Source organism: Lysinibacillus sp. COL-1, from assembly GCF_059814265.1.
The window spans coordinates 1,956,910-1,975,816 of the sequence record NZ_JCAWSJ010000004.1; the positions used below are offsets into that span (position 1 = coordinate 1,956,910).

General features: G+C 37.9%; 13 protein-coding genes. All 13 read left to right on the top strand.

Features of this window, described 5'->3' with window-relative positions:
* Positions 1–4: 4 nt before the first annotated feature.
* The 13 genes from AC6BKE_RS18085 (at position 5) to AC6BKE_RS18145 (ending at position 18,850) form a co-directional block, all read left to right on the top strand.
* Entirely contained in the window at positions 5–2,815 is a 2,811-nt protein-coding gene (locus AC6BKE_RS18085; protein ID WP_499857563.1) for a tail fiber protein, read from the top strand.
* A gap of 183 nt (positions 2,816–2,998) precedes the next feature.
* Positions 2,999–4,540 carry a hypothetical protein gene (locus AC6BKE_RS18090; protein ID WP_499857564.1) on the top strand — a complete coding sequence of 514 codons (1,542 nt, stop codon included), beginning with the start codon at positions 2,999–3,001 and terminating at the stop codon, positions 4,538–4,540.
* Positions 4,541–4,585: 45 nt separating this feature from the next.
* Positions 4,586–4,843: a hypothetical protein gene (locus tag AC6BKE_RS18095; RefSeq protein ID WP_058843161.1), complete on the top strand. Its 258-nt coding sequence runs from the start codon at positions 4,586–4,588 to the stop codon at positions 4,841–4,843.
* 1 nt (position 4,844) lies between these two features.
* Positions 4,845–5,003, top strand: coding sequence for a hypothetical protein (locus tag AC6BKE_RS18100; protein ID WP_157492950.1), 159 nt, complete (start codon positions 4,845–4,847; stop codon positions 5,001–5,003).
* Positions 4,987–5,301 carry a hypothetical protein gene (locus AC6BKE_RS18105; RefSeq protein WP_499857567.1) on the top strand — a complete coding sequence of 105 codons (315 nt, stop codon included), beginning with the start codon at positions 4,987–4,989 and terminating at the stop codon, positions 5,299–5,301. Before AC6BKE_RS18100 ends, AC6BKE_RS18105 begins: the two co-directional genes overlap by 17 nt.
* Entirely contained in the window at positions 5,301–5,465 is a 165-nt protein-coding gene (locus tag AC6BKE_RS18110; protein WP_499857568.1) for a hypothetical protein, read from the top strand. Before AC6BKE_RS18105 ends, AC6BKE_RS18110 begins: the two co-directional genes overlap by 1 nt.
* Before the next feature lie 301 nt (positions 5,466–5,766).
* Positions 5,767–6,348: a phage adaptor protein gene (locus tag AC6BKE_RS18115; protein WP_499857569.1), complete on the top strand. Its 582-nt coding sequence runs from the start codon at positions 5,767–5,769 to the stop codon at positions 6,346–6,348.
* Positions 6,341–7,762 (top strand): hypothetical protein, encoded by a 1,422-nt coding sequence (locus tag AC6BKE_RS18120; protein WP_499857571.1) that lies wholly within the window; start codon positions 6,341–6,343, stop codon positions 7,760–7,762. Before AC6BKE_RS18115 ends, AC6BKE_RS18120 begins: the two co-directional genes overlap by 8 nt.
* A 1-nt stretch (position 7,763) precedes the next feature.
* Entirely contained in the window at positions 7,764–8,810 is a 1,047-nt protein-coding gene (locus AC6BKE_RS18125) for a hypothetical protein (protein ID WP_499857572.1), read from the top strand.
* Between the two features lie 14 nt (positions 8,811–8,824).
* Entirely contained in the window at positions 8,825–9,268 is a 444-nt protein-coding gene (locus AC6BKE_RS18130) for a hypothetical protein (RefSeq protein ID WP_499857573.1), read from the top strand.
* A gap of 71 nt (positions 9,269–9,339) precedes the next feature.
* On the top strand, positions 9,340–10,995 hold the full coding sequence (locus AC6BKE_RS18135; protein ID WP_499857575.1) for a hypothetical protein: 1,656 nt from the start codon (positions 9,340–9,342) through the stop codon (positions 10,993–10,995).
* A complete protein-coding gene (locus tag AC6BKE_RS18140; protein WP_499857577.1) occupies positions 10,949–11,602 on the top strand; it encodes a VgrG-related protein in 654 nt (217 codons plus the stop codon). Before AC6BKE_RS18135 ends, AC6BKE_RS18140 begins: the two co-directional genes overlap by 47 nt.
* A 39-nt stretch (positions 11,603–11,641) precedes the next feature.
* Positions 11,642–18,850, top strand: coding sequence for an LPD38 domain-containing protein (locus tag AC6BKE_RS18145; protein WP_499857579.1), 7,209 nt, complete (start codon positions 11,642–11,644; stop codon positions 18,848–18,850).
* Positions 18,851–18,907 lie beyond the last annotated feature (57 nt).

An 18,907-nucleotide genomic window follows, 5' to 3' on the forward strand; every position in this document is an offset into this window, starting at 1 on the left:
AAGGATGACAAAGGTAGCTGCTGCAACAAGTAAATCAGCTCAAAGATTGCTAGAGTTCCAACAAAACAACGGATATTTAAATGATGTTCGTTTGGAGTCTTTTGGATTTTTCTTAGACGACTATGTTATCTATGGTGGAAATTTAACGTTTGATACGGTAGATGTTTATAAAATTTTACTGGATGAAAGTATTGTTTCATTGAATGACCAACTATGGAGAGCTTTTATAAAAGAGTTTCGTATCACAAAGTACAACACAACTTATTATGTAGGTTTTCTGGACGAAAAGGGTTATGTGTTTGGTGAGACAGAGCCATTTGAAAACTACATGCGACTATGGACTATTCCAGTAGATGCAAATGGAGTTGTGGGTGTACCTGTTGACCACAGAAATTTATATAGTTATTTGAAATTGAAAGCTAAATATGATGGTGTTTATTTGAATGTAGATGAAGTGCGTGAAGCAATCACAAATGCCAATAGTGCTGCTGATAAGGCTAATCAAGCTGCATCGGATGTTCAAAGTGCTGTAGATGCAGCACAAAGAGCTGCTGAGGAAGCTCAAGAGGCAGTTATTGAAACTGAAAGAGCTATCGAAAGTGTTAATTCATCATTAAATCAAATAGATCAAGCTATTGAAGATGTCAATGTAGTTATTAACGAATCTAACTTAGCCACAGAAAGTGCTCACCAAGCAGTACGAGATATTAATGTTGTTAAAGAAGAATTGAGTAGTACGGTGACTGAAAAATTGAATGAAGCGGATATTGCTATTGCCAATACAATTGAATCGGCAAATATTGCTGTCACGAACGCAGTTGAAGCTACGGAAGTTGCTATTGCCAATGCAGTTGAAGCGACAGATACAGCTAATCAAGCGTCAGAGGCAATAAAGGGTTGGGGCAATAAGCGGCAATGGAATAATACAACTGTGTATGAAAAAAATAATATTGTGACATTCAACGGCTCTACTTGGCAAGCAGTACGTGGGAATCAAGGAGTTGTACCGACAGAAGGGGAAGATTGGTCTTGTCTTGCTCAAAAAGGTATTGATGGTACTGGGGCGGTTAGTTCGGTAAATGGAAAGTATCCTGACGAAAATGGCAATGTCGAGTTAGAGCTTCAGCAAGATGCTGTTCAGAAGGTCAATGGTAAAAGTCCTGATGCAACAGGTGGAGTAACCTTAGATGCAACAGATGTTGGGGCATATACAAAAGGCGAAACAGAAACTCACATTCAGAATCTAAAAGATTTACTTGCGGAGTCAGGGTATGCAGCATCAGATTTAAAAAACATCACAGAAACTGAATACTCTCAAATGGCAATTAGTGGTCAGTTTTATGTCACTGCCGATAATACTGCATTCCTTCCAACGCAAGAACCATACTTTGGCAGTGTGTACCTAAATGAAAATGGCGTTAACACGTTGAAGTTGCTTGAAGTTGTTAAAATCTCATCAGGCATTACTTATACACGTGTTATCACTCATGACGGTACAACTAATACTGCTGATACAGGATGGATTGAGGGTGGAGGTGGTTCAAGTGGAAGTGGCGGCGGAATTACTAATGTAAACCCCATGAAGCTTACTACAACTACTGAAAATCAAAAGTCATGGAATATACCTAATGGTAACTATGACCCTTCTACAGACTCGCTATTAGTGTTTCACAATGGGGTGTATCTTCCAACTTTATCATGGTCAGTAACGGGTGTAGCACCAAACTATGTACTCAATATTCCTGATAACCCAATGGTAGCTATTACAGATAACAACGTATCTATTGCAATCTTTAGTAACATGCCGTTCGGACCTACTGAAACAATTACTGGTACGCGCATTACACCATTGACTATAGGCATGGATCGCTTAGAACAATCAGTACAAGATTTAATTAATAGTGGTGGTGCTGAGATTGCTAATAACTTAACTACTGATGACCCTACTAAAACGTTATCTGCTGCAATGGGTGTAGAAATAAAACGTCAGTTGGATGCGATACCTACAACATACTTTAGTTCTTCTTTGACGCTTGATGATGAAACTAAAGCAGCTACATCTAAAGCAGTAAAACAGTTGAATGATGAAAAATTAAATCTTACTGGTGGTACAATGTCGGGTGATTTAATCATTGATAAAGGGAATGCTACACTTTCTTTAACTGGTACAAGTATTAGTACAGGTAGGAAAACGTCAATTATACGTTCTAGGGTTAATTCGAGTAATAACCAAGTGGGTATGGAAATGTTGGTTGATGGTAACGCATCATTTAGAATACTAGGTGAGAAAGATGTACAGTTCCTAGATAACAATGGTGAATGGAGCAGCTTACAAAGTTTAAAGACATCTGTCGTTAATGGGAAAACATCTATTGCTGCTGCCATTACGACAAAAGGTGTACCAACAGCAGCAAATGCAACCTTTGATACAATGGCAACTAATATAGGTAAAATATCTACTGGTAAGAAATTTGTAGAAGGAACAATTGTTGCAACACCTAACGGTTTTACTTCTGAATATGCTAACGGTACGGCAGCAGGTACACATCCAAACGTTAATTTAACATTGCCATTTAGCCCATCGTTGGTATTTGTGACAGCATTTGGTTCTACCATATCACAAACAATATTCAGTAATACATCTGATGGGTTATTTACTGGTACAGCAAAACTATCAAGATTCTATACTAGTACATTAGAAGATACAACAAAGAACTTTAAAGCTGTTGCAACTTGGACAGCCCCTAACACCTATCAGTTAATTTTGCCAGTAGCATACTCTAACTTAACCTATACTTACAAGGCATATGAATAAAGGAGGCATTACATGTACACTCGTGGGAACAGAATTCACCTTGAAACTGAAACAGGTAATATTAAAAGCAGTAGAATATAAGCCAACAAAAGAAGAGAAAGAAATTGAGCGTCTAAGGGAAGAAAATGAACTGTATAAATTGCACAGCGAATTAGGCGGTATAATGTAAAGGAGGGTACACACATGGCATACGAGGGCAGTCAGTTAGCGATCAGGAATATGAATCCTGAATTGCAAGAAATGATTGAGCAGGGTGGTTTATATAAAAACATAGATCCTCTTGAAGCAACTAACGGACCTAATGATTACCCTACAGGAGAATCATTTTTTGCAGACACTAACCCCAATATTGAATCATGGCAAACAGCATTAAACGTAGATACAATATTCACTAGATTATTTGTAATCACACGTATTGATAAAAATAGATTACATGCTTTTCAGGATATTATTGTTGCATCAGATACAGAAACAAAACGTTTTACACGGTACAATTTGAATGACGTGTGGTTGGGTGCTAGGGAATCAGGCCGTAGTGCAATAAAGCCTTATGGTGTTGAAGTAATTAATGAAAATCATGCTATCAGACGCTTTGAGCCTTACAACGAATGGAAAAATAATACCTTACCAGAACTATTATATATAGTTTTTAATCATGATAGATTAGATATTGAAGGAGAGTTTAGGGTTAGAGCAACTACGCCTAAAGGTACAGGTGGCAAACTATTCGGTAGTTTTGAGTCAATGACCACAATACGCCAGTTCAATACTGATACTTCACCTTTTGCAACCAATACTGATAATGGAGTACTAAGGACATCAGATGGTTTTGCAAGTCAATTTTATTGTAGTGGTAGTATTGGTGTCACTCATATAGAACCATTTAACCTTAGACCATATATATCATTTGTCAAAATCTTAGCACCCAATGAGCTGAATATTGAGGTAGAACTATTTACAGCAAATGGTAAAGCTAATGAAATACTGGAAAGCGTTGAGTTTTTGCACGATGACACTACTTATACTACTCCGTGGTCACTACCTAGACAAAAATCAATTTTCGAAAGAGCAAAATCGGCATTAGTAGAGTCTGATAGAGGTTACACTGCTTATGTACATCCTCTCGGTAATGACTTAACTGCCGAACTTAGCAATTCAAGCAAGGCATTTAAAACTATACAAGCGGCTATTAATGCTTTGCCCAAATATAGTAATATTAATAATACTGTTACTGTCTTTCAAGGGACGTATGAAGAAACCGTTGTAGTGAATGGATTCACAGGCTCAGGCACACTTACTATAAACGGAGCAAATTCAACAAATGATGCAACTCTATTCAAAGTTAGAGGTTTTATTATGAGAGGTTGTTCATCAAGGATTAATATACGAGGGTTCCATTTAAATAACGCAGGTATAGCAGGGGTTCAGGCGTTTGACTCCCAATTAGTGGATGTTGGTATTTGTGACTTTAACGCAGGTTCAACAGGACAGAATGGTGTTCTTTGTTCTAGTAGTAAAGTTTACCTTTCATCGTCAGTTATAAGCAATAGGTCTCATGCTATAGTTTGCGAGTATATGGGTTCGGTGCTCTCTTATTCAAATACAGGCACAGGTAACATAAATGTATTGACGGCTACCACAGGTGGAACAATCGTAAAATATAGTACACAGCCATCTGGTACAAATTTAGAAAACGCAAGTTCTGGTGGTTTAATTAGGTCATAGGAGGAATGACTCCAAATTGATTAATAAAGGAGTGCTGATTTGCTCATGAAAACATTGCATTACGCAAATGAAACTTTCCAAGCTGAGGAAATTGTCAAAACTAAAGATAGCATCATCGGCTACAACGATGGCAATGAAGTTTTCTCACTCAGAGGTATATCGGATTTTAGTCATTTTACACTAGACGAAGGGCAAGTGTTCGATAAACCCAAATTGACAGATGTAGAAAACTTGAGATTGGAACTGGCTAGAAGTAATACACAAATGATGGAACATATAATTGCACTTACAGGGGTGAAATGACATGTTTACAAAAGAGAGTCAAATAGTTAAAGACTATGTGTTGCTAATAAAATTAGGTGAGAAAACGGTAGAAGATGTACCCGACTTCCACAACCTTAGAGCCTATGCAATTGAGGTATTAACAGAAGTAGAGGAGGAAAATTATGTACAATCGTGGTAATCGTATTTTTTATGACTCTGCGACTGGAATGAAATTATGGGAAACAGGAGAAGTATGGGAATCATCAGAGCCTATGGAACATCAAGAAATCGAAGGTGAAATTATGTATGTAGATTTGGAGGTTAAATCATATGACTCAATGAAATGTTTCATATCTTCAATAAATCGAGAAACAAAAGAACCTATTTTTGAATTTTATCCAGTTCCAGAACCGACAGAAGATCAGTTGCGTATTAAAGAGTTAGAAGATGATATTTTATTATTAAAAACAGACAGTGAAGTAGGAGGAATTTTATAATGAATGGAATTAATCAAGTTGTAGTACGAATTGCAGCAGAACGAATTATGCTAGGTGGTTTAAATCCAAAAACAAATGCTGTTTATGTGATTGATGATGTTACAAACGAAGATTACCGTGTCGCTGTTGAGGATTATATCCTAGCAAATACTGAAGGTATATAGTTTGACAAGTCAGGTGTCCTAAATTGAAGGATGCTTTTTATTTTACCTATTTAGAGGCGATTGAATTGATAAAGTGAATATTGAATGAATAATTATTCGTTCTAGCTTCCCAAAAGTACAATTATGTAAACTAAAACAACTATTAAAAAGCTGTTAAATCAACGTTTTGTAATGTAGTTTGAAGTAGTGTTTATACAATATTTTATACATGACTTTCAAACGTAGTATTTATGCATGGTTACTTAATGTAACTATAACAGAGCAATTGATTACAAATGTATAAAAGAATGGGGGTGTGATGGTGTTCACCTTGCAACAAATTATTAAAGAAGCGGATGTGCGTGTACCTAACCCTTTTGATATTGCGCAAAAAATTTCTTGGTTGAACGAGATCAATGTAGAATTTTTTGAAATTGTTCGTATACCCAAAGTGTTTCGTTTCATGATTACAGGTGGAACAGACACTTATTCATTACCACCTACGATACGCAGTCACGCTATAGAAAATGTTCGTAATCAATCAGTAATGTACGAATCCATCCAATATGAGAAAGTGCAACCAGGTCGTAATTATTGGAATTTCGATGATGACACGCAGCAATTAACGTTATTTCCGAGACCAACTGTAAATGCTGAAGCAATCATTAGTTACCGTAAAAAAACCGAGTCAATATATTTAACGAGTGATTTATCAGCAAAGCCAGATGCTCCAATAGAATTTCATTGGGCATATATCTTGGCTTTGTGTGAGCGCATTGCTAAGGCAATGAATGATGTGCCGTTAGCTAATAACTATGCTAATGACTATCGGGGGCAATTAAGTTTAGCGCAGGAAAGATACAAAAATCGTTCTGAAGTTACAGGGGGCGGTGTAAATGGTTAATCCTCAACGATTGTGGGGAGAGATACAAGGTATTCAATCACCTGAAATCATTCGTCAATTTGGGGGCATTAGCTCAGGAGATGCCTTTTCTTTGAATGATAACATCATGGTGAAGAATAAAAATATTAGTACCAAAGGTGTTCCAGCCGCTAAAGTCCGTTCGGGTTTTATTAAACTAGGAAATTTATCTGCACCAGTGACAGGGATTGGTTTGTATAAAGAAAATCAATTGAATGTAATATCAGGCGGTGTCTGGAAGTGGTGGAATGAATCGTCTTGGAGTGATTTAGTATCGGGGCTAAACAGTAGTGCGAAATGGAGTTTTACTAACTTTAAAGGGAATTTTTCAGATGTGGCATTGATTGCATCTAATGGTGTAGATGCAGTTAAAGTGTACGATGGCACAACGATAACTGATTTAGAAAATGCGCCAACAGGCTTAAATTTTGTGACAAGTCATGAGAACCGTTTATATGGAGCGGTAAGGAATGAATTGCATTACTCAGCTTTGAGAAAACCCACGGATTGGAATACAGTTGACCAGTCAGGACAAATTGTAATTGAAAACAAGGGTGGGGAGAATATAAGTTGTGTGGTAGGAGGGACGGGAAAAATTGTTGTATTTTTACCGCACTCCATGCATGAACTATATGGAACAGGCCCAATTAATTTTAGGTTGCAACTCATAACTGAAGAAATCGGATGCGTAAGTCATCAAAGTGCCGTCATGGTAGGAGGAATTTTATTTTTCCTTTCGCATGACGGTATTTATCGTTATGCAGGAGGGGCAATACCGAAAAAGGATTTTTCCCTAAAAGTGCAAGAAATCGTAAATCGTATAAATAAAAATGCTTGGTCTGCTGTAGCTGCTGGAACTGACGGAGAGCGATATTACATCAGTCTACCTCTAGATAACGCAACAGAACCGAGTATAACGCTAGAATATGATCCTGCATACGACATTTGGAATATTTGGGACGTGGGACATGTTCCAATGGTTTATGGCAGAAAACAAGAGAAGATGTGTATTGGTGTGAAAGATGCGGTATTGCAAATGGGTGGTACGGATGATGCTGGAATTGCAACACCGTACATGCTAGAGACAAAGCCCTTCTCATATGGCTCATTAGCTGCTCATGCTCGGTTGTATCGCTTGTGGATTGTTGCGGATGTGCCGATAGGAGCAACTATGAATATTTATATTTCTAACCAACAACAAGGCGATGTGGATTGGTCATTGGTTAAAACAATAAATGCTGATACAGCCATTGTAGCTATGCCGATTTATATTCCTGTTGACAAGAGTTTTTATGCGAATTGGATGCGAATAAAGATTGAGGGGCAAGGGCAAGTGGCCATTCATGAAATAGCTCGACAATCGAAAATGTTCCGTTTTGGAATAGGAGGGGGATAATATGCCTGTTCCTAATTTTTCCCCTGTTATTGGTACGAACTCTGAGGAAATACTGGATTCCTTAGAAAAGCAAAGGAAAGAATTGCAATGGCTGTTACAATCCTTAGATACTACAAATGTAAAAGAACTCAATGCAGAAGTGATTAATGCGGGGAGAATTTTGGCAAAACATCTAAGGGTTGGTTCAGACACAGAATTTGAAGAAGGTTATGATACTCGTGCGCTTTTTGAGGTAACGAACGATAGGATCACAGCGAGTGTAGAAGCAATAAATGGTGAGATAGCAACTTTGACAATTGAATCAAACCAGATTAAGACCAGTGTAGTCGATTTAGAAAATAACTTGTCATCTAAAATCACTCAAACAGCGAACAGCATTAGGAGTGAGGTTGAAGCGGAAGTTACAACCATTAACGGAAATATAGCGACAACTAATTATAACGTTTCGATGGTGAACCAAAAAGCGGATGAAATAAAGGCTACTGTATCGTCTCAATCGACATCAATATCCAATTTGGGCACACGGGTTACTAGCGCAGAATCTACAATAAGTCAGCAGTCTTGGCAGATAAGTCAAAAGGTATCGCAAACGGATTATAATGGCAACACTATCGCATCATTGATTAATCAGACGGCAACTAGCGTTAAAATTCAAGCGCAAAATATTGACCTCTATGGTGCTGTAATGATAAACGGTAGTATTGAAGGTTCTACTGATATTCGAGTAAATAGGGATGCGTATATAGGTAATAACTTGTACTTAGGCACATCTGGTTGGGGTGGTAAATCAGTTAACTTTGGTGGTGGTAACGGGATTTACTACAATGGAGAGCAAATGACTTTTTCAGCGCCTTATCTAAACTTTGATAGTGTTAATAGTACCTTAAATGGTTATAACACGATTTACGGCACATTGAACGTACCTTCAACAACTAATCTAACAGGTCTTGTTCGTGCTGAATCATCAGGGATTGGAATCTCCGTTTCTGGTGGTTATTTATATGTAAAAGTCTATGGTAGTACAGTAGGTTCTGTTAAATTAACTTAAAAGGAGCGTTTTTTATGGATGAATATATTATTCTAATGCTTAACGGTAGTGTTCCAGTAAGAGTTTCAGGAGTGAACTTAAAATCGCTAGAAATCATAATTAATAAACCAGAATCTTTTGCTGTTAGAATCGGTAAAAAGAGTATGGTTAAAAACCTAATTGCTGCGGTTGTGAAAAAAGAGGCAATTGCTGAAGCGGATGATCGTAACCTAAAAGTGGTAGTTAGGGATGCTGTTACGGATATATCTTTCTTTACTTCAGCCCAATCAGATGTAATTTTAGACTCGTTAACAAACGATATTAATAAAAAAGCTTTTGCTCTTGTTGGTGATGAAATATTAATTAATCGTGGTTGTTATCAATATGCTGAATTTAATGATAGGCTTACCGAAAGTGATGATAAAGAAGTTGAAAAATCATATAGTGTTGGTGGAGATGAAACGCAAGCGGATGCTTAGCGTTATTTTTTATTTTACAAGACGGATTAGGAAGGTTGGTGAGTGTGGTGGTAAATAGTAGCGCAGACCTAATGCAACAAAAATTAAAAGAAGCAGCACAAAGGCTTAAAGATTCTAAGGCGAAAGTAAATGCAAATCAGGGAACAGATATGGCGAATGGCGGATTAGCATCGAATAATCAAAATGCCATTAATAACAAACTACCTAATCAAAGTGTCCAATCGGTCACAAATACCCCGAGTGTCGATGAACGATGGCAGTCTAAGCAAACTGTACCAGATTATCTAGGGATGACAACAGATATGATACAGAAAGCATTATCAGGAGCTACCAGTGGTTCGCAATACTATGACCCTGACCAAGACCCTGTTTATAAATCTATGGTGGAATTAAGTCAGAAACAAGCGGATGCCGCAGGGTTGCAAGCTATGGAATTGCTCAATGAAAGAGGTATCTTAAATAGTGCTGTGACTACAGATCGTTTAGGACAAATAAAACAGGGTGCGTCAGATGCAGTATTAGCATCCATTCCGGGGCTTGCTGCAAACTTTAACAACAAGCAGTCACAAAGCGCAGCGTCATTACAGAATCTATTGAGTTCAGTAATCGGAGCTGGTCAATTCCAACAAACTTTTGCTGAAGATAATCTTCGATATGACAAAGGTTTTGATGAAGATAAACGTCGTTACGATAAGCAATTTGCTTTAGATGAAGCGGCGGTTACGGGTAAATATTTAACTCAGGGAACACAAGATGCGGTGCAAGCAATATTAAATGCCAAACAGATAGCAGAGAACCCGAGTGCATCATTAGAACAGCGTAAAAAAGCGAATGCAGACGCAAATGCAGCTCGTCAATTATTAGTTTCGCAAGGTGTCGATGTCAGTATGCTTGGTGCTGATTCTTCGTATCGCCAAGCGATGAATGCCTTAAATAGTCTTGGTGGTGCAGGGATGAATACTATGGAAAATCAGAAGATGAAAGCCAATAATGCTCTTGCGGTTGGAGAAATGACAGGTAGTTATACACCGACTGGTGCTCAATCTTTAGTAAATGAGTTGTTACGACTAAAACAAGAAAATGAAAAAGGTGGCATTACTAAAAGTGAGAAACTAGGTAACTCGACTAGAGCGCAACAACTTCGTTCTCAATTAAGTTCCATGGGTATTAATGCAGATACATTATTTGGTGCGAATGTAACTGCACAACAAGCGGCTGCTAACGCAAGTCGAATGAGTACGCAAACTGAAGCGGCACGTCAATTTAATAGCGAGCTAGGATTGAAGAAAGATCAATTAGCATTTGAACGGGATTCATTTGGGCGCAAAATGGATTTTGAGGAAAATTCATTTGATAGAAAAATGAACTTTGAGGAACAGCAAGCAATGATAGAAGCGGATTTAAAATCTAGAGGTTTAGATTTAGATGCAGCTCGCATTGAGATTGATCGCTTTGCTACACAATCAGAAGTACAGTACAAGCAACAATTAGCAGACCTCGAAATCAATGCTAAGACAGCAGAACAAAATACCAATGCAGCCATTGGTGAAGCGTTAAAAGCTAAAAATATAGGTGAGGCGATAGCTTTTATTGCTGAATCAGCTTCTACATGGTCACAAAATGGTGTCAATGTGAAATCGGTATTAGATTCGTTGGAATATAAATTCCCAGGAATCAAAGATGCTGCTACTTCTGGTTCAAGTAAGTCTGTTTACGGTACTCCCTAAGCAGTCCTCCACTTCGAGTGGAGGCTCTCATAGTGGTTTAGGTTCGCTTTCGGCAAAGTATGAATCTAGTGGAAATCCGGGTACTGTAGCACATACAAAAGGTGATATAGGTGGAGCTTCATATGGAACATATCAGTTAACGACTGCTAGTGGACATGCTCAAAAATTTGCTAATCAATATGGTGGTGCATTAAAAGGGTTAAAAGCGGGTACGGCAGCATTTGATAAAGCTTGGAAAGCTGAGGCATCTAAAAATCCCGAAAAATTCCAAGCGGCGCAACATGATTACGCAAAACAAACTCACTATGATCCTGCTGCTTCTAGATTCCAAAAAGCTACAGGTATAGACCCTAGTAAAGTTCCAGCAGCTATACAAGATATGATTTGGTCAATAGGTGTACAGCACGGTGCTGGTGGAGCGTTTACGATTTTCAAAAATGCAGGGGTTAAAAGTGGTATGTCTTGGGAAAACGTTTTGAAGCGAGTCTACAATGAACGTATGAAAGTGAATGTTTATTTCAAATCTTCACCACAAAATATAAAAAACAGTGTATTGAATCGCTTTAAAAAGGAGTTAAACGATGCTTTATCTATGTTAAAACGTTAGCAGATTGCTAGCGTTTTTTCTTTTGAAGGAGGAATAGGGATGGCATTTAGTTATGAAGAATGGAAAAAACGTGACCGACAACGTTTGAAGGCAACACCTACTATGCCTTCGATGGAAGAGTTTAATAGCACTCGTTCTAAGGCGCAATTGATTTCAAAGGGATTAGGTGATGCTACTTATGAAAATCATGCGGCTAAACAATTAGCGAAAGCAATGCAAAAAACAGCAGGAGAACAAGGTCGAGCAGCAAACACGAAAGCGTTGTTAGAGGATAATAAAAAAAGTTCATCTCAACAAAAACAATCAGTCTCTCAAAAGTCAACTGAGAAAACCGACAAAAAAGAAAAAAAGAAAACATTTTGGGAGAGCATGGTTGATGGGTGGAATGCAGCAAAGAAAGATACAACAGAAAAATTACCTAGTGATTCCATGTTGGGAGGAGCTCTTGTTCATGATAATAAAAACGAAACTCTTCCAGCGAAAATAGGAACAAATTTACGAGCTGGTACAGGCGATTTTATCGGTCAAATAGGCGGTGCTTTAGATTATTTGGGTATGGATACAGTTGGTAAAGGGGTTTCTGACTTTGGTAAAAATATAGCAGAAGGATATGGAGAAGCGTATAAAAATGGCAAGGAATTTACATGGAGTAACTTGCTTGACCCAGAATACTACGCAACAAATGTAACTAGACAGTTACCGCAGTTAGGAACAATGTTGCTTGGTGGTGGTGTTGGTATAGGTATTAAAGGAGCTACAGCTTTAACGAAACTACCTACGCTTGCTAGGACAATTGCGGGGGTTGCAGGTGGTACAGCGGCAATGACAACGCTAGAAAGTGCAATGGAAGCGGGTTCTGTCTATGAAGAAGCTAAAAATCGTGGGATGGATGAAAAGGCGGCAAAGGAAGCGGCAGATGAGACATTCAAAAAGAATTTAGCTTTAACGGGTAGTACAAGTGCGCTTGAACTAACGCTTGCTATGACTCCTTTAACGAAAGGTCTTTCTAAGGTTGGGCTTGGGCGTGTTGGGCAATTAGGTGCAACTACAGCAGGGGGAGCGATGACTGAAGGTGTCCAAGAAGGACTCCAAAATAAAATCTCAGCAGAAGCATTGGGAGATGAATTTAAATGGACTGACCCTAGCACAGTTGAAGCTATGGTAATAGGTGGTTTACTTGGTGGAGTAGGTACAGGTGGTATGTCGTTATTACATTCAGAAAGTGTAAAAGGGGCAAGTAATCCATCGGAAACCCAAAGTAATTCGCCAAATAGTAGCTCGTTAGATGATATTACCCAACGCACTATTAACTCCTTATCGCAAGAACGTAGAACGGAGTTTGACGAACTAGTAGATTCAGCAAGGCAAGGTGGGAAGTCATTTAAAGAAGCGCAATTAGAAGCTTTAGAAGAAATGGCTAGCAAGTATGAAGATGTTCAGGAATCGACGGGACAGAGCGCACGAGAGTATATGATTGATAAGGAACTGGAACGTCAATCTGGTACTTTAAATGGTGTGTCAGCTATGGAACGTAATTTAAAAGAACAAAAGCAAAGAAATACACTAGAATATACATTCGATGATAATTCACCGAGCTATAAATTTAATCCCCTTGCAATAGCTGAAAAAGGGCAATCAATTGAATTACCTGGCGTAAGGCAAGCATCGTTACAACAGCCGAATGTTAGTAATGAACAAGTGGCATCGCCCTTGCAGTTGTTGCAACAAGCTTTGGGGCAACCTCAATTAAGTAATCAGGCAGGGCTTACACAAGATGTTGCGGCTACTATGAATTCTCCATTACAAAATGAGCAGATTCAACCAAGCCTGCAACAAGGGATAAGTGAAAATTTGAATATTAACATGCCTGAGATGACTAGTCCTGTTAATAATCCTGCGCAAGAACAAAGTGATATTCAGGGGAAGGAAAGTGCTTCTAAACAACCAAGAGAGTTGTTTGAAAGCCTAGAAGCAGGAGATGAAATAAAGTTAAAAGGTACACGAGCAGACACTACTTACACTGTAGTAGAAGATGATGGAGGAAAACACATTCAAGTAGAAACTCCGAATGGTCGTACTATAAAGGTTGCACGTGCCTCTATTGAACAAGTGAACATGCGAAGAAGTGAAGCGAATGTGTTGGCTGATCCGATTGAAGAAATTGAATATGGTGACGAATTAGATAATGACAAGTATGAATCTCAACAACCTATGGATAAAGAAACAGTGGGGGACATTCAATTACCTCCAAATTTCAAAAAAGACCTAGTTGATTCTGTAAATGAGATGATTGAATCAGATGGTATGACTGTAGAAGAAGCTGTTAATGAATTGCGTAATGATGAATATTACCAAGAAAATGCGGATTGGTTAAAAGCATTTGATAAAGTAGTTGAGAAAACGTTCAATTATCGCAGTAAAGAAGTACATTCACCGCAAGACAATGAATCAACTATGCAGAAGGAAAGTGAAAACATTCTTTCGAATGAAGTTGAGGGAAATCAGGAAAAAGCTGAGCCTTTAGTTGAAAATCGAAATGAACGAGAGAAAGTAAATACGCAAGAGGTATCGCAATCTAAAGTGGTCGGTGAATCTGGTAAGGCGTATACGGAAGCGGGTACAGAGATTAAATTCCGTTATGAGGTTATAGATGCAAAACAATTAATAGCTTCACATGATACGGCTCTACGTACAAATCCTGATTATCCTGCTGAGTTACAACCACGAGACCGAAGTCGCCAAGCGTCAAAACAACAAGTAACAACGATGGCACAAAAGTTAAATCCTGAATTAGTAGTAGAGTCGGCTAAGGCTTCAGATGGTGCACCGATTGTATCCGAGGACTACACGGTTGAAAGTGGTAATGGTCGTGCAATAGCGATGCAAAAGATGTATCAGGAGAACTATGATACGGCAAATGATTACAAGTCTTATCTAGAGAGCCATGCAGAAAAATATGGTTTAGACAAGGCTTCAATTGAACAAATGGAACAACCCGTTCTGGTGCGTGTGCGTACAAATGAGGTAAATCGCCAAACGTTTGTTGAAGAAGCAAATGTTTCTAATGTTGCGGTTATGAGCGCAACTGAACAAGCTGTCTCAGATGCAAAAAAACTAACTAATAAAGTTATGTACTTGTTCAGTCCTTCAGAAAATGGTGATTTGAATGTAGCGAGTAATAGAGCTTTCATATCACAATTCATTCAATCTGTAGTGCCACAAAATGAACGAGGGTTATTAATGACTGCTGAAGGTAATCTTAGTCAGGATGGTTTGAGACGAGTACAAAACGCCATTCTAGCTAAAGCCTATGGTAATAACGATGCGTTGTTATTAATGATTGAATCGAACGATAACAATGTTAAAACATTAACGAATGCCATGTTACAAGCAGCTCCAACTATTGCTAATGTAAAAGAAAATATAGACGCTGGTACTTATTTCAATGAAGATGTATCACCCGATTTCGTAGCTGCTGTAGAAAAGTTTTCTGAGTTACGAAAAGAAGGTGTAACAGTCGAAAACTTTTTAAATCAAGCTTCTTTATTTAATGATGGTCTATCTAATGTGTCAAAAGAGTTGTTACAACTATTTGATAAGGGAGTTGTAATAGAAGGGAAAGCAAGAAAGAGCACTAAGGCATATAAGAGCTTGTTAGAATCATATGCAGATGTGTTAAGAAATTCGGGAAATCCTAATCAAATTAGTTTATTTGAAAAGAATGCACCTACTAAAGATGAATTATTTGAAGCGGCCATAAAGAAAGTGAGTGCTGAGACGGACGATGTACAAACCGATTTATTTGGTGGCGAGACCAGAAATAGTGAAGGAAATAATAAACCGAGTGGACGAAGCGCACAAAATTCAAATACAGAAACATTCGTTAACGCAAGGCAAGGGAAAAGAAAAGAAGATCAAGTAACACAAGGGGAAACTACACGAGTTGATATTCTTAAATACATTAAAGATAAATTCCAAGTGCGTTTAGATGTTGGGCAATTCCGTCAAAAAGCAAAGGGTATTTATAAAAATAAATTTTCTATTATCCGTACAAAAGATTATGGAGATTTTGAAGTTATTGCTCATGAATTGGGGCATCGTTTTGATATTCGACACGGATGGTCAAGCGATCCTGAATTAAAGCAAGAGTGGATTAATTTTGCTGAAGCCAATTTAGAACTTCCTGAATCTATGACGCCTTTGCAAAAAGCTAAAGAAGGTGTTGCGGAATATTTCCGTCAATACTTATATGCTGAAACGGAAGCGAATGTAGATTATCAGGAACTAAGTGACCAACTGCATCGAAAAGTCGCTGAAGGACTTGAAAAAAGTAAATGGTCAAAACCATTAGAAAGCCTGCAAGCTAAGATGATGGACTGGATGAATCGTGATGCTGAACAAGAGTTGCGAGGTGTTGTATCTTCCATTGGAGAAGGAAAGAATAAACGATTAACACCAAAACAATTTATTACAAAATGGTATGCCAGAGTGTTTGAAAAAGAGCATCCAATATACAATGCCTTAAAGCAGATAGAAAAGGAAACGGGAATAAAATTTGAAGGACGTAACAATGCATATGAAATGGCTGTATTGACACGTGGTACTGTAGCGAGGGCTGCAACGTTTATTAAAAGAGAAACATTTAATAGTGTCACAGGTGAACGTACAGGAGAGTCATTAGAAAGTATTCTAAAGGATGTTGATGATGTTGAATCATTTGGGCGTTATCTTGTGGCGAGACATGGATTGTACTTGATAGAGAAAAAAGGGAAAACCAAAACGCCATTAAGTCCAGACTTGATGAAACAGTATTTAGAGTCAGGCAGTCGATACGAAGCACAAGCTGAAAGGATTTATCAGTATCAACATGAATTATTGCAAGTGTTAGTAGACGGCCATCTAATTCCAGAAGAATTGCCAGGCAAGTTGAAAGAAGCCTATCCATACTATGTGCCGTTTTATCGAGTGATGACTGAAACGGGAGAAAAAGGTAAGGGAGGTTCTGGCGGAGGAAGTAGCCAACAATACACAAACCAGCAACAAGGGATAAAACGAATGACGGAAACGGGGTCAGCGAGGAATATCGTAAATCCTATCGAAAGCATTATACGTAATACGCACCTTTATTTCGGTTTAGCTGATAGAAACGCTGTTGGTCATGCAATGGGAGAGTTAGCGAATCCTGATAGTGAGTTTGCGGCAGAAGTAACAAGAGACATCATAGAAGAAATTCCTAGCAAAATGAAACTTTACGAGGGGCAAATTAAGCAAATTCAAAAGTCACTTTTAGATGCGGGCTTAGAAGCGGATATGCTAGAAGATTTGGACATGGAACAAACGTTTAAAGTGTTTGAACCAATGTTCAAACCTAGTGCTGCCAATAACGAAATCCTGGTTTGGAAAGAAGGTAAGCCAAGACTTTATAAAGTCCATGATGATATACTGTATAATTCTTTGATCGCATATGACAACCGTGCTATTTCTGAAGCAATGGGTATTTTCTTTAAACCGTTCGAAAAGTCTAACAACCTTATTCGGTCAGGGATTACAGCGAGTCCGTATTTTACTGTACGGACATTTTGGCGTTCTTTAGCTCAAATATTAGTAAAGACGGAGGCGACAGGGTTTAATTATGCTACTCACCCAGCACGTGTAGCAAAAGCATGGGGGTCTGTTTTGAAATCAGTATTTTCAGATGTAAATTCGAAAATTCCTGAAAGTAAGGCTGTTTCTGAATGGTGGAAATCTGGTGGTGCTCAATCTACTTTTATATCAGTAGAACAACAGTATTTAAACAAAGAGCTTGATAAAATTGCCTTGAACAAGAAAGCTTGGCACTATCTAAAAAGCATGAAACAAGGAACTAGGAAAGAACGACTGGCTTTAAATTGGTATATAGCAAAATCTACAGTCAGTTTACCATTTAAAGTATTACAAACTTTTAATGATACGTTAGACCAAGCATTGAAGTTAGCAGAGTATCAAGTTGTAAAGAAGCAAACAGGTAGTAAACAAAAAGCCGCACTTGCCTCACGTGAAGCAGATGTCGATTATAAACGTTTTGGAAGTGGTGTACGAGAATTTAATAAAATCACATTATTCTTTAATGTATCTTTGCAAGGTCCAGATAATATTGCGAGAACATTTGCTAAACATCCTACACGAACATCAATTCGTGCGTTGACACTAGTAACATTACCTACCTTGTTATTGTATGCCATGAACCGTGACGACGAAGAATATCAAGAATTAGATTCATGGGAAAAGGATATGAACTGGATGATACCTATGGGCGGAGGAGAATTTGTAAAAATACCAATACCTTTCGAATTAGGTGTATTATTCAAAACGATTCCTGAAAAACTATTTGGTGAATTTTTAGATTCATCAAGAGAAGAAGATAAACAAAGTTGGGATAAAATCTATGGGAATGCTCTTTCTACAATGACACCTAGTTTTTTACCAACGCTTGCAACGGTGTGGTATTCTTATGTATTTGAAAAAAATGCAAACTTCAAAAGAGATTTTGTACCGATGTCTTTACAAAAGCTTCAAAAGCCTGACCAATATAACGAAAATACATCCGAAATAATGAAGTTTCTAGGAAGGAAGTTAAATAAATCACCAATGACACTTGAAGAAACATTTAAAGCGCAATTTGGGCAAATGGGGCAAGGTTATTTGTGGGGACTAGACAAATTACTTATTACTGCGGGTGTTGTTGAAAAGCCAGATACAAAGGGCTTGAGAAGGAGCTATACAGAAAGATATCTAACTTCTAGCGTCAACGACGGTGGTACAAATTCTATAACGCAGTTTTACGAAGAACTAGATGAAAAAGAAAGGGATTATGCTTCAAATGGTATTAGGTATTCCCCTCCTGAAGATTTAAAGCTATATCGAAAAGTGCAAGATGATATGAAAACGTTAAGGAAATTGCGTGATGGAATGATGTATGATCGCTTAAAAGATGCAGACGGTCAATCTTTCTCGAAAGAAGTTAAAAAAGATCACATTGATACAATTAATTCTGCTCTCCGAGATATGACGAGAATTGCACGTGCTCAAAGTGACAATCCTAATAAGTCTGAAGAAGATATTAAAAAAGATTTAGACAAAGCTGTTTTAAATAAAGATAATCTGGACAAAGCAATAAGTATGCTAGAGGATTATGAAAAGTATTTAAAAGCAGTTGAAAAAGAACAACGTCAAGAAGCGAAAAAATTACAGAAGGAACAAAAATTTTAGCAATGAGTAATGCAATAACTTTCCATAATCATGACATAAAAAGCGTTATGGTTATGT

Excerpts from the sequence above, each read along its gene's own strand:
- AC6BKE_RS18135 (WP_499857575.1), top strand. The coding sequence starts at position 9,340 with ATGCAACAAAAATTAAAAGAAGCAGCACAAAGGCTTAAAGATTCTAAG.
- AC6BKE_RS18120 (WP_499857571.1), top strand. The coding sequence starts at position 6,341 with ATGGTTAATCCTCAACGATTGTGGGGAGAGATACAAGGTATTCAATCA.
- AC6BKE_RS18085 (WP_499857563.1), top strand. The coding sequence starts at position 5 with ATGACAAAGGTAGCTGCTGCAACAAGTAAATCAGCTCAAAGATTGCTA.
- AC6BKE_RS18095 (WP_058843161.1), top strand. The coding sequence starts at position 4,586 with ATGAAAACATTGCATTACGCAAATGAAACTTTCCAAGCTGAGGAAATT.
- AC6BKE_RS18105 (WP_499857567.1), top strand. The coding sequence starts at position 4,987 with ATGTACAATCGTGGTAATCGTATTTTTTATGACTCTGCGACTGGAATG.
- AC6BKE_RS18110 (WP_499857568.1), top strand. The coding sequence starts at position 5,301 with ATGAATGGAATTAATCAAGTTGTAGTACGAATTGCAGCAGAACGAATT.
- AC6BKE_RS18140 (WP_499857577.1), top strand. The coding sequence starts at position 10,949 with ATGCTGCTACTTCTGGTTCAAGTAAGTCTGTTTACGGTACTCCCTAAG.
- AC6BKE_RS18130 (WP_499857573.1), top strand. The coding sequence starts at position 8,825 with ATGGATGAATATATTATTCTAATGCTTAACGGTAGTGTTCCAGTAAGA.
- AC6BKE_RS18145 (WP_499857579.1), top strand. The coding sequence starts at position 11,642 with ATGGCATTTAGTTATGAAGAATGGAAAAAACGTGACCGACAACGTTTG.
- AC6BKE_RS18100 (WP_157492950.1), top strand. The coding sequence starts at position 4,845 with ATGTTTACAAAAGAGAGTCAAATAGTTAAAGACTATGTGTTGCTAATA.
- AC6BKE_RS18125 (WP_499857572.1), top strand. The coding sequence starts at position 7,764 with ATGCCTGTTCCTAATTTTTCCCCTGTTATTGGTACGAACTCTGAGGAA.
- AC6BKE_RS18090 (WP_499857564.1), top strand. The coding sequence starts at position 2,999 with ATGGCATACGAGGGCAGTCAGTTAGCGATCAGGAATATGAATCCTGAA.